The sequence below is a fragment of the Tatumella sp. JGM94 genome (genome assembly GCF_018257595.1).
Lineage (GTDB): Bacteria > Pseudomonadota > Gammaproteobacteria > Enterobacterales > Enterobacteriaceae > Tatumella > Tatumella punctata.
Map to the genome: position 1 here is coordinate 222 of NZ_JAERJN010000009.1, position 12562 is coordinate 12783.

At 50.3% G+C, this 12562-nt stretch carries 13 protein-coding genes; 9 read left to right on the top strand and 4 right to left on the bottom strand.

The window, feature by feature from the left end; genetic code table 11:
- Nucleotides 1-713: 713 nt before the first annotated feature.
- The 7 genes from JK216_RS08070 to JK216_RS08100 all read left to right on the top strand — a co-directional run bounded on the left by JK216_RS08070 (nt 714) and on the right by JK216_RS08100 (nt 7117).
- Entirely contained in the window at nt 714-1568 is an 855-nt protein-coding gene (locus JK216_RS08070; RefSeq protein WP_212707685.1) for a MurR/RpiR family transcriptional regulator, read from the top strand.
- Nucleotides 1569-1702: 134 nt separating this feature from the next.
- Nucleotides 1703-3040: an aspartate aminotransferase family protein gene (locus JK216_RS08075; protein WP_212707684.1), complete on the top strand. Its 1338-nt coding sequence runs from the start codon at nt 1703-1705 to the stop codon at nt 3038-3040.
- Between the two features lie 3 nt (nt 3041-3043).
- Nucleotides 3044-3601, top strand: a complete 558-nt coding sequence (locus tag JK216_RS08080; protein ID WP_212707683.1) for a carboxymuconolactone decarboxylase family protein — start codon at nt 3044-3046, stop codon at nt 3599-3601.
- 277 nt (nt 3602-3878) lie between these two features.
- Entirely contained in the window at nt 3879-4628 is a 750-nt protein-coding gene (glnH, locus tag JK216_RS08085; RefSeq protein ID WP_212707694.1) for a glutamine ABC transporter substrate-binding protein GlnH, read from the top strand.
- A gap of 58 nt (nt 4629-4686) precedes the next feature.
- Nucleotides 4687-5343 carry a glutamine ABC transporter permease GlnP gene (gene glnP, locus JK216_RS08090; RefSeq protein WP_212707682.1) on the top strand — a complete coding sequence of 219 codons (657 nt, stop codon included), beginning with the start codon at nt 4687-4689 and terminating at the stop codon, nt 5341-5343.
- Nucleotides 5344-5345: 2 nt separating this feature from the next.
- Complete coding sequence (glnQ, locus tag JK216_RS08095) at nt 5346-6071, top strand: glutamine ABC transporter ATP-binding protein GlnQ (RefSeq protein ID WP_212707693.1); 726 nt, start codon at nt 5346-5348, stop codon at nt 6069-6071.
- 23 nt (nt 6072-6094) lie between these two features.
- Nucleotides 6095-7117 carry a C45 family peptidase gene (locus JK216_RS08100; protein WP_212711537.1) on the top strand — a complete coding sequence of 341 codons (1023 nt, stop codon included), beginning with the start codon at nt 6095-6097 and terminating at the stop codon, nt 7115-7117.
- 71 nt (nt 7118-7188) lie between these two features.
- Here JK216_RS08100 and JK216_RS08105 read toward each other — a convergent pair whose 3' ends face one another.
- The 4 genes from JK216_RS08105 to rraB form a co-directional block, all read right to left on the bottom strand.
- Complete coding sequence (locus JK216_RS08105) at nt 7189-7398, bottom strand: YdgH/BhsA/McbA-like domain containing protein (protein WP_212707680.1); 210 nt, start codon at nt 7396-7398, stop codon at nt 7189-7191.
- A 349-nt stretch (nt 7399-7747) separates the two neighbouring features.
- Nucleotides 7748-7957, bottom strand: coding sequence for a YdgH/BhsA/McbA-like domain containing protein (locus tag JK216_RS08110; protein WP_212707679.1), 210 nt, complete (start codon nt 7955-7957; stop codon nt 7748-7750).
- A gap of 281 nt (nt 7958-8238) precedes the next feature.
- Complete coding sequence (gene miaE / locus JK216_RS08115) at nt 8239-9000, bottom strand: tRNA isopentenyl-2-thiomethyl-A-37 hydroxylase MiaE (protein WP_212707678.1); 762 nt, start codon at nt 8998-9000, stop codon at nt 8239-8241.
- A 103-nt stretch (nt 9001-9103) separates the two neighbouring features.
- Complete coding sequence (gene rraB / locus JK216_RS08120; RefSeq protein ID WP_212707677.1) at nt 9104-9529, bottom strand: ribonuclease E inhibitor RraB; 426 nt, start codon at nt 9527-9529, stop codon at nt 9104-9106.
- Between the two features lie 177 nt (nt 9530-9706).
- Here rraB and argF point away from each other — a divergent pair, with 177 nt between their 5' ends.
- Nucleotides 9707-10711 carry an ornithine carbamoyltransferase gene (gene argF, locus JK216_RS08125; protein ID WP_212711536.1) on the top strand — a complete coding sequence of 335 codons (1005 nt, stop codon included), beginning with the start codon at nt 9707-9709 and terminating at the stop codon, nt 10709-10711.
- Between the two features lie 628 nt (nt 10712-11339).
- Nucleotides 11340-12560, top strand: coding sequence for an arginine deiminase (gene arcA / locus JK216_RS08130; RefSeq protein ID WP_212710553.1), 1221 nt, complete (start codon nt 11340-11342; stop codon nt 12558-12560).
- Nucleotides 12561-12562: the final 2 nt, after the last annotated feature.

The window sequence follows — 12562 nt, forward strand, 5'->3', positions numbered from 1 at the left end:
TTTTCTGCAGTCAGCGTTATCGATAGCTGAGGCAGGTTACCGGAGGCGGCATCCGGGCCGCTGAGTGAATGAGTGTGCAGAGGGCGCGGCCATTGCGCCCTTTGCCTGGTCGCCCGCTGCGGGGCAGCAAAAAATAACGTTACGTTATGGCGAACAGAACACCGCCGGATTGATATGCGGCATACCCGCATCAGCGTTACAGTACCGCCCCGGTAATAAATCGAAATTAATCAGATACCTTTATCGCTGAAAAAGTTTTTCTGCAATCAGCGTTATCGATAGCTGAGGCAGGTTACCGGAGGCGGCATCCGGGCCGCTGAGTGAATGAGTGTGGCCAGGGCGAGCCGCAGGGAAGCGGCGAGAGGCCGTGTTGAGCAGGAGCGAATCGCGGCCGGTCCGTCAAGGTCACGGGAATGAACGAAGGTACCGCGCAGCGGCGGAACGATCTGCCGCACAGGCCCGGAGTGCAGAGGGCGCGGCCATTGCGCCCTTTGCCTGGTCGCCCGCTGCGGGGCAGCAAAAAATGACCTGACGTTATGGCGAACAGAACCCCGCCGGACTGATATGCGGCATACCCGCACAGGTGCTAATCCACAGGCCCGGTGTGCAGAGGGCGCGGCCATTGCGCCCTCTGCTCCTGAGTGAATACATACAAATCCCTAAAGGCACGCTATCATCCCCCCTGAACCAATAACCCCCGGAGACCTCCCCTTATGGACCCGCGTAAAATTATTGTTGAACATTACCCGGCCCTGACGCCGGAGCTGCAAAAAGCCGCAGAGTTCATACTGGAACACAATAATGAACTGGTAGTGTTATCGATGCGGGCGTTTGCCGGAAACGCCGGAGTCAGACCCGCCACCCTGCTGAGGCTGGCGAAACGGCTGGGGTTCAATGGCTGGGGAGAGCTGAAAGATGCCTTTATCCGTTGCATGGGGCTGGCGGATGACAGCTACGCTGCCCGTGCCAGCGATCTGCAAAATAAGCAGCAGCATCCGGCATTATATGACGAAGTTTTTTCAGCCTTTGCGGCCAATTTACAGCAAACTCAGGAAAATAACCGTCACAGTCTGGAACAGGCGGTCAGCCTGCTGGATAGCGCTGACCAGGTCTATATCTGCGGTTTCAGGGCAAGTTTTCCGGTCGCATGGTCACTCTACTATATCTATCGCCTGTTCCACCGTCAGGTGTCTCTGATTGACGGGCTGGCCAGCAATCAGGAGATTTTTACCCGTGAGATTACTTGCCGCGACCTGGTTGTTGTCGTCGGGTTTGCCCCCTATTCACGGGAGACTCTGCAAATTACCGAATATGCCCGGGCCGCCGGTGCCACTCTGATTGCTATCACTGATTCTCCTCTGTCCCCTCTGGCACAAGCCGCCACCTGTAACCTGCTGTTTCCGGTCAGCAGTCCGTCTTTTTTTCCTTCCGTGGTTTCAGGGATGGGAATTGCCGAATGCCTGATGGCCGCCCTGGTCGCCAGACATGGTGACGAGGCTATCCGCCGGATAGAGAGTGCTGAGCGCTATCTGTTTGATTCCGGGGCCTATATATTCCCCGGTAAATAGTCTCCCACCCGGCGCTGATCCGCAACACCCGAAATGATACAAATGAATCATTATTATATTGAATGATCCAATTGTATCTGAGAGTATATCTCTTATCCGGGGTTTCCCCTGCCGTACCAGTAACGGGATGATCAATGAGCCATATTATTCACCGCAGTCTTCATTTTACTCCGCCGATCGCTACCTCGGCACAGGGTGCTTATATTACCGATGCTTCAGGTAAACGTTACCTGGATGCCAGTGGCGGTGCGGCAGTATCCTGCCTGGGCCATGCTCATCCGGATGTGCTGGCAGCAATGCACCGGCAGATCGATACACTCGCCTACGCCCATACGGGATTTTTCACCAGTGATGCGGCAGAAAAGCTGGCTGATCAGCTGGCAGGCAGCGCTCCCGGGGATCTGAATTCCGTCTATTTTGTTTCCGGCGGTTCTGAAGCGGTCGAGACCGCCCTGAAACTGGCCCGTCAGTATTGTGTGGAAACCGGACAGCCGGAAAAAACCACTTTTATTGGCCGTCGTCAGAGCTACCACGGTAATACTCTGGGTGCACTGGCGGTAGGCGGTAATGAATGGCGTCGTAAACAATTTTCACCGTTACTGATGGATGTCGCGCGGGTATCGGCCTGTAATGCCTACCGTGATCAGCGCCACGATGAAACCGAACAGCAATATACCGAACGGTTACTGAATGAACTCGAACAAACCATCGTTGAGACCGGCCCGGAAAAAATTATTGGCTTTATCGCCGAAACTGTCAGTGGTGCCACCACCGGTGCTGTCCCTCCTGTGAAGGGGTATTTTGCCGGAGTGCGCAGGCTCTGTGATAAATACGGTGTGCTGTATATTGCCGATGAAGTGATGTGTGGTATGGGCCGTACCGGAACTCTGCATTCTTTCGAACAGGATGGCGTGGTACCGGATATTGTCACTGTCGCAAAAGGACTGGGTGGCGGCTATCAGCCTATTGGTGCCGTGCTGGTCAGCGATAAGGTGATTGAACCGCTACGTCAGGGCAGCGGACTGTTTCAGCATGGCCATACCTATATTTGCCATCCGACCGCTGCCGCCGCCGCACTGGCTGTACAGCAAGTAATTGTGCGGGATAATTTATTAAGTCATGTGCAGCACCAGGGAAATTATTTACTACAACAATTAGACAATGAGATTGCCGGACTGGAATTTGTCGGTAACACCCGGGGACGCGGCTTATTTGCCGGGATTGAACTGGTGAGAGACAAACAGAGCAAAGCCCCTTTTGACCCGGCGCTGAAGCTGCACGCCGCCATTAAACGCGGCTGCCTTGAACAGGGGCTGATGGTGTATCCGATGGGTGGCACGATTGACGGACAGCAGGGTGACCATATCCTGATTGCACCGCCATTTATTGTGACTCAGCAGCAACTGGATGTGGTGGTCGATACCCTGAAACAGGTGATCATCCGCGAAACACACAACGCAGCAGGTGCCTGACCGATGACCATAACTAACCGCCTGCCACCGCTGGCACCAGAGGACTGGAGCGATGAACAGCGGACACTGGCCGAAGAAGTGATTCAGGGGCCACGCGGAGCATTACTGCCTCCGTTTCAGGCATTATTGCGTAGCCCTGAACTAATGGCTCATGCACAACGATTGGGTGAGTACCTGCGCTACCGTAGTGCAATCGGCCTGCGGTTATCTGAACTGGCTATTTTAGTGACAGCACGTTACTGGGGTCAGCCGGTCGAATGGGAGATTCATGCGCCCATTGCCCGCGGACAGGGGATTTCAGAACAGGCAATTGACGCGATACAGCATCAGCAACGGCCTGCTGATACAGCTCTGCAACAGGATGAATGGCTGGTATATCAGTTCTGCCAGCAGTTACATCAGCAAAAGCATGTCAGTGACGATATCTGGCAGCAGTCCGTGGCACAGTTCGGTGAAGCAGCGGTCATGGATCTGATCGGCATCAATGGCTATTACAGCTTACTGGCAATGGTTATGAATGTTGCCCGAACCCCGGCGCAGCATACACCCATAGGCTTCTGACTCCGCCCGCTATCGCACTAAAATGGTGCTCCCCCGCTCCGCCGGGGGCACCAAAGAAGTGCAAACTCTTTCGCCGCCTTTATAAGAAAAACTGATTACCCGCGCCACAGCCAGAATGCTGAAAGTTAACAACCAAATAACATATAAAACCCTTTTAAATCATTTGGTTATATAATTTATTTCCCCGGGTTATTTGTTTTTTAATTCTGGCATGGTTATTGCTTTTTTGAGTATGACTGACACACATCATCCGATCTTATAAAAAGGACTCGTTATGCTGAAAACAATTAATACTGTAGGTGTTTCACTGGCCTTACTGGCAAGTGCATTCAGCTTTAATGCTGTTGCTAAAGATACACTGACGGTCGGTGTTGATACCGCATTTGTTCCATTCGAATTCAAACAAGACAACAAATATGTTGGTTTTGATATTGATCTGTGGAATGCCATCGCTAAAAAAATGGATGTCGACTATACCCTGCAACCTATGGATTTCAGTGGTCTGATCCCTGGTCTGCAGTCACGTAATATTGATGTCGCTATGGCTGGGATCACTATTACGCCGGTACGTGCACAGGTTGTTGATTTCAGCGCCCCATACTACAACGCTGACTTGCTGATGGCGGTAAAAAGCTCAGCCACCGGTATTAATAAGTTCAGCGATCTGGCGGGTAAAAAAGTGGGCCTGAAGCAGGGTACGGCCGCTGCAACCTATATGAAAGCCAATGTAAAAGCTGATTATGTCGAGTTCCCGAACATCGATAACGCCTATCTCGATCTGCAGGCCGGCAATATTGATGCGGTCGTTCATGACTCGCCGAACGTGTTGTATTACGTAAAAACTGCCGGTAACGGAAAAATCAAAGCGACCGGTGAAAACGATAGCGTGCTGCCACAGCAGTACGGTTTTGCGCTGCAGAAAAACAGCCCTTACACCAGACGTGTTGACGAAGCGCTGAAAGAGTTACGCGCTGACGGTACCTATAACAAAATCTACGTAAAATGGTTCGACAAAGAACCTAAGTAATTGTTTTTCGGGCCAGTGATGGCTGGCCCACTGTCTATTTGACCATGCGGATAAGATTATGAATTTTGATATCAGTTATGTCTGGCAAGCCGTGCCAATATTATTACAGGGGCTCAAACTGACCCTGTTCATTTCAGTAGTCGGGTTACTGGGAGGGTTTGTCATCGGGCTGATCGCCGGTGTCTGTCGCGCATTAGGCGGCAGATTTTCAAAGACGGTGTCATTGATTTTCGTCGAGCTTATCCGCGGAACGCCGATTATGGTGCAGGTGATGTTTATCTACTTCGCCCTGCCACTCGCTTTACCGGTACGTATTGATCCGATTACCGCTGCGGTTGTGACCATTATGATAAATTCCGGCGCCTATATTGCCGAAATTACCCGTGGTGCGTTGCTATCAATTAATAAAGGTTTTAAAGAAGCCGGACTGGCAATGGGTCTGTCTTCACGGGCAACGCTCTGGTACATCATTATGCCGCTGGCATTACGCCGTATGATCCCAGCACTGGGTAACCAGTGGATCATTAGTATCAAAGATACCTCATTATTTATTGTGATTGGGGTTGCCGAACTGACCCGTCAGGGACAGGAAATTATCGCCGGTAACTTCCGCGCACTCGAAGTATGGACCGCAGTTGCAGCACTGTATCTGATTGTTACTCTGTGTCTGAGCTTCCTGCTTAAAACTCTGGAAAAAAGGATGCATATTTTATGAGTATGGTTGAATTTCAAAATGTCTCGAAAAATTTTGGCTCAACGCAGGTGCTGCATGATATCAATCTGAAAATTGATGCCGGTGAAGTAGTCGTTATTATCGGCCCTTCCGGATCCGGTAAATCCACCCTGTTACGCTGTATTAATAAACTGGAAGAAATTTCTTCCGGGGCTCTGATAGTGGCAGGTATGCACCTGACCGATCCGCATGTTAATGAGCAGGATATCCGCCGTGAAGCCGGAATGGTCTTTCAGCAGTTTCATCTGTTCCCTCATCTGACAGCCCTGGAAAATGTCATGTTCGGACCACTTAAGGTTCGCCATGCCAGTAAAGCAGATGCACGTAAACAGGCGATGGATTTACTGACACGGGTCGGTCTGGCAGCACGTGCTGACCATTACCCTTCAGAGCTTTCCGGCGGACAGCAGCAGCGTGTTGCCATCGCCAGGGCACTGGCCGTCAAGCCACAGATGATGCTGTTTGATGAACCTACCTCCGCGCTGGATCCGGAACTGCGCCACGAAGTATTACAGGTTATGCGTTCTCTGGCTGAAGAGGGGATGACAATGGTCATTGTGACCCACGAAATCGGTTTTGCCCGGGATGTTGCCTCACGGTTGATCTTTATCGATGGCGGTACCATTGCTGAAGATGGTTCGCCCGCCGGGCTGATTGAGGGCGGTAATGGCTGCGCCCGTTTGCAGGAATTCCTGCAGCACGTTTCCTGAGTTAAAACTGAGATACTCCGTATATGAACATAATCACGCTCCGTGGTGGTGCTTTTTCCATTGGCGAACAACTGGGCCGCGCGGGTAAGGCGGCATGGCATAATAAGCTGCCGGAAACCACGCTGTGGCAAACGGTTATTCGCCTGAAAGATTCACCACAGGCACGGGCAATGGCTGAGGCTGTGCAACGCGAGTATCCGCTGATATGGCAGGAACTGCAGGGGATGGCCTACGGATTAGATGCCCCGCTGGACGCGGTTTTTGCCTGGAATTGCCGCGGTGATCTGGTACGTTCAACCTCAGATGGCTGCACCACTCTGGCGGGTCGTGACAGTGCCGGTCAGTGTTTTATTGCCCATAATGAGGATGGCTTTCCGCAATTGCGGGATGACTGTTTTATCGCCGATATCAGGCCATTGCAGGGTAGTGCTTTTGTCAGCTTCGCCTATCCCGGGTCTCTGTGCGGGCACACCTTTGCGGTAAATCAGCACGGCGTTGTGAATACCGTCAATAATATCAGGGCAGTACAACGTCCGGCGGGTTTACCTCGTCAGATACTGGCAAGAGCGGCACTGAATGCTACCAGTCTTGACGATGCCGTCCTGATACTGACGGCGACGGCACGGGCAGGCGCATTTCATCACACGCTGGGGCAGGCCGGTGATCCGCGCCTGTTCAGCGTAGAAGCGACCGGTCAGGGCAACAGTGTGACCATGCTGACGGGTAACAGTGGCCACGCTAATCATCTGATACACCCGCAATTGTCGGCCTGCGAACAAGTGATTACCGGAAGTTCAGCCGCACGCCAGCACAGGATCGATCAGCTGTTATCCGCGGAAACCGCACTGTCAGCCGAACAGATGCTGACTATTCTGTCTGATACTGACGGAAAACTGCCTGTCTACCGGCTGGCGAAAGACGATCCGGATCAGGAGAATACACTGGCAACCGTCATTTTCCGGCTGAATGCTGACGGCGTTGACTGGTCGTTGTATGGACTTGATCGCCCGGCAGTCGCACTCTGCGGGGAAAAAAATCTGCTATAAGAGTCAGCGGCCGGATCCGTAAAAAAACAGCTATCCGCAGACGCAGATAGCTGTTTTTTTTGATGGCAGATTTATTTATGCAGCTCTGCCGTCATATGCACACCATTATTCATAGTGGCTTCAATGATGGTATACGATTTTCCGGCTTTTTTGGCCTGCGCCGCGATTTTCGCCTCCGCATCATCCAGATTATCTGCCGTTGCAGTCACACTTTCCGCAAAACTACTGAATGAAAGTAAAGACACCAGACTCACCGCCAGTACGGTTTTTATTGTATTCATGGTCGCTTCCTTTAACGGTTGGGTCACTGGCCGGATGATGATTCCCCTGATGACATGACCGCCAGGCCTGTCAGATGTCGTCAGTCGCCTGACGGGACAGGGCACACATATCGCCGGTGACTTCAGTCCCGACTGTAGCGCAGTTGTTCAGCTATTCAACCGGCAATTATCCGGTGAATTCAGGTTCTGTTCCGCGGATAAAATATCCGTCTGTCCGGGCCGGATTTTATATAACACAGCAGATAACTGAGTGAGGAGCCTGAAAATACAGGCGCAGACAGGTGGCGGGGGAATATTACAGGAAAGACTCCCCCGGGGATATTTTCCGCCGGGGAGCCTTCTGTCTCTGTTACTTATTCAGTTCGGCGGTCATATGCACGCCATTGTTGTAATTTGCTTCGGTAATTTTATAAGAAGCGCCGGCTTTGTGGGCCTGAGCTGCAATCTGTGCTTCAGCGGCATCAAGAGTACTTGCACAGGCGGTAACGCTCTGAGCAAAGCTACCGAAAGAAATCAGGGAAAGGACTGCAACTGCAACTAAAGTTTTGATGGATTTCATGAGGGTCACCTTAATTTATTTTTGTCTGAAGGCCGTATTGCCTTGATGCGGTGAATCATAGCCCTGTGTCCGGTTGCACGAAAGCTGAACAAATTGCTTATCTTATTCAAAATAAATGAATGATAATGACAAACCAACCGGATAAAGCCAAAAATGCAGTCGTTACTGCTAAATATTAGATAACATGCAGATCATTAGGCTTTAATGATTACACTACATGGAATAAACACCCGAATGATTTGCCATTAAAACAAAAACCATAATGTTATCAAAAGGTTTCTCTAATGTGATAGCGGACCGCTATGGAAACGTAACTCCGTGTCCGGTCCGGTAATTAATGCTGCTTCCGTTTCGCCTATTTTCCGGATCCGTGCACTGATATCACCGGGGGAAATCTGTCGTGCAAGGGTCAGATAGTCCTGATAATGACGGGCTTCAGAACGTAATAACGAACGGTAGAATTTTGCCAGTTCAGGATCAAGGTACGGGGCCAGTGCGGCAAAACGTTCACAGGAACGTGCTTCGATATATGCACCACAGATTAGTTTATCCACCAGCGTGTCGGGTTCATGGGTGGTCACCTCGCGCAGTAGTCCTCTGGCATAACGGCTGGCGGTAATTTTATGGTAGGCCACCCCCCGGGACTGCATAATTTCCCAGACCTGATAAAAATGGTGCAATTCTTCTTTTATCAACAGCACCATTTTATCAATCAGATCATCAGCGCGGGGACACTCTGCCCGCCGTGTAATCCGGTTACCCAGACTGCGGTGAGCCTCAATAAAATCACTGTCAGGACATTCACGGTAGATAAAATTTTCGTAAGGCAACAACCAGTGATTAAGGGTTTCACTACCGGGTTTATCCGCTGCATATTTACGGAGCAGCCAGGCCGCGGTCTGTGCGGCTTTCAGTTCACAGGTCAGGTGATCGATTAATAGTAATGGCAGATTTTCTGGTCTGGCGGCTTCATCAAGCCATGACCGGGGTGTCCGGCAATGTAAAAACTGTAACAGGGGGGCTATCAGGGCTGAGTCATTCATAATTCAGTGGATATCAGACAAAAAAATCTGCAGGTGAACGCTGCCCCGGCCATCCGTTATCATCAGACCAGGGGACGGGCTTACGACGAAAACTGACAACTAATTAGTGACGCACACCGTTGTCATGGGAGTCAGAACCGTCTTCATCATCCTCTTCGTCTTCATCTTCGGCATCAGGATCTTCAAAGTAAGTTCCCCAGCCGTCGTAATCCACATTGTGCTTACCGGCCATTTTCACCAGTTGTTCGATCTGAGCATTAATCAGTTCATCCTTCAGTGCCACTTCGCTGATAATATCGACACACATAACTGTGGTGCCGTCTTCCAGTTCCAGCTCTTCCGGATCAGTCACTTCATAGCCCAGTTTGAATGCATCAACAGCGGCTTTTTCCAGCGCATCAAAACTGTCGCAGGATAAATGATGCTCTATGGTATAGAGCGCATCAGGATCGCTGCCATCTTCCAGTAATTCTTCAATGATTTCGCGTGTTTCTTCGCGCTGTTCTTCCATAAAGGATTCAAATGTCATAGGGATTATTCCTCAGGTGCGCTCAGGGGCATTCCCCCGCATCAGCGGCTATTTTCCCACAGCCACAGGCGCGGCACTACTCTAAAGCGCAGGATAACTGAAAATAAGGTTGAAAATGAATATTCATACATATAGATTGAATATTAATTCATATGATTTTTATCTCCGGAGCGATATATGAGTAAGCTTTACCAGCGTAATTTCCTGAGACTCTTGGATTTTACCTCTGCTGAACTTGAACAGTTACTGAGTCTGGCCGCCAGCCTGAAACAGGATAAAAAACAAGGTGAGGAATCCCCTGCCCTGCAAGGAAAAAATATTGCGCTCATCTTCGAAAAAGATTCGACCCGAACCCGTTGCTCTTTCGAAGTTGCCGCTTACGATCAGGGGGCCAGGGTGACCTGGCTGGGTGCCAGTGGTAACCAGATCGGCCATAAAGAATCAATCAAAGATACAGCACGGGTACTGGGAAGGATGTATGACGGTATCCAGTACCGCGGATATGAACAGAGTATTGTCGAGACGCTGGCTGAATATGCCGGAGTACCGGTCTGGAATGGTCTGACGACGGAGTTTCATCCGACCCAGTTACTGGCCGATTTGCTGACTATGCGGGAGCACTTACCGGGTAAGTCCTGGAACCAGATAACCCTGGTGTATGCAGGCGATGCCCGTAATAACATGGGAAATTCGATGCTGGAAGCGGCAGCACTGACCGGACTTGATTTACGGCTGGTCGCGCCGAAAGCATGCTGGCCGGATGCAGAGCTGGTGGAAGAGTGCCTGGCCGTCGCCCGGCAGACCGGCGGGAAAATAACCCTGACGGAATCCGTTAGTGATGGAGTAAAAGGCGCAGACTTTATTTATACGGATGTCTGGGTGTCGATGGGTGAAGCAAAAGAAGCCTGGGCCGAACGGATTGCCCTGCTGCGTCCGTACCAGGTAAACAACCATATGCTGGCGCTTACCGGTAATCCACAGGTGAAGTTCCTCCACTGCCTGCCGGCGTTCCACGACGATCAAACCACTCTGGGCAAACAGATGGCCGAACAATATGGCTTTACTGAGGGTATTGAAGTGACTAATGACGTTTTTGAGTCACCTCACAGCATTGTGTTTGATCAGGCAGAAAACCGGATGCATACCATTAAAGCGGTCATGGTTGCGACTCTCAGCCCGTAATCAGTCCCGCGATTTTGCAGTGATAGTGCTGTCTGTCACTGCATGCTCTTTTCTGCGCAGCCATCGCCTGTGGCATAGTTATTTTAAAATCCGTCGTCTGGCAAGCAGACAAAAGGAAATAACATTCATTATAACTGCATATCTGGTATCCGATCGCCGGCAGTGATGTATATAACTGACTGTTATCAGAGAATAATAATAAAAAACAAGAATCAGTTCATAAATATAACTTTTCATTTCCTGCCACTTCTGTGAATAACTATTCCCCGGCCAGTTCGGCGTATTAAATAATCACCTTGTATAATGTATAAAAATTCAACACGATAAATTTGTCGTTAAATATCAATATCATATTTATTTTTGTGCTTTTTAAAATAGCGTTACAGACTACGCTAGTTGAAATAACCACGCTGATTATTCGGGTATATTTTCATTTTATATAAAAAAATAAAATCCTAAATAATGATCCCTCTCATAAAGCGGCAACCCCCTGACAATAACCAACAACTCCTTGAATATAGTCACAGTTCTTAGTGCTGGTAATTCGTTATTTTCAGGCGAGTTATCAGGAACAGTGTCTGTTGTTTAATTCAGCAGATACTGTTTATTCCACCGATAAGGAGCATCTATGGAAAAGCATTATGTTGGTTCTGAAATTGGTACATTACGCAGCGTATTACTCCATCGCCCTCATCTGAGCCTGAAAAGGCTGACGCCTGGCAATTGCCAGGATCTGCTGTTCGACGATGTATTATCTGTTGAACGGGCAGGAGAAGAGCACGATCAGTTTGCCGATACCCTGCGACAGCAGGGGATTGAGGTACTGCTACTGTCAGATTTACTGACCCGGACGCTGGATGTTCCGGCGGCAAAACACTGGCTGCTGGAAACGCAAATTTCTGATTATCGCCTCGGGCCACGTTTTGCGGCCGATATCCGTAGCTGGCTGGATCAAATGCCACACCGCCTGCTGGCCAGTCATTTCACCGGAGGCTTAACCTGCGATGAATTACCTGCGGAAATACGTAATATTGCCGGACGTCAGAGTGATCAGGACGACTTTATTACCCGTCCGTTACCCAACCATTTATTTACCCGCGACACCTCATGCTGGATTTATCAGGGGGTCAGTATTAACCCGATGGCAAAAATAGCCCGCCAGCGGGAAACCCATAACCTGCGGGCTATCTACCGCTGGCACCCGGCCTTTAATGACGGTGATTTTATCCGCTATTACGGGGATGACGATCTTAACTATGATAATGCCACCCTCGAGGGTGGCGATGTGCTGGTTATTGGCCGCGGCACGGTAGTTATCGGTTTGTCGGAACGTACCACCGCCCAGGGAATAGAATTTCTTGCCAGCGCCTTGTTTAAACATCAGCAGGCCAGCCGCGTTATCGTGCTGGAATTACCTCAGCAACGCTCCTGTATGCATCTTGATACCGTGATGACACACCTGGATATCAATACTTTTTCTATCTACCCGCAGATCATTAACCAGCATATCCCTTGCTGGACACTGACTCCGGATGGTTATGGCGGTCTGCGACGTACGGAAGAAAGTGGTTTTACCAAAGCTCTTGAGCTGGCTCTGGATATTGACCATATCCGCCTGATCACAACCGGAGGTGATCGTTTCGAAGCAGAGCGCGAGCAATGGAACGATGCCAACAATGTGCTGACCATCCGGCCGGGGGTGGTGATTGGCTACGAACGCAATCTCCGGACTAACGAAAAATACGATAAAGCCGGGATCACCGTACTCCCCATCGCCGGTGATGAACTGGGCAGAGGACGCGGTGGTGCAAGGTGCATGAGCTGTCCGCTGGAAAGGGACGGTATTTAATG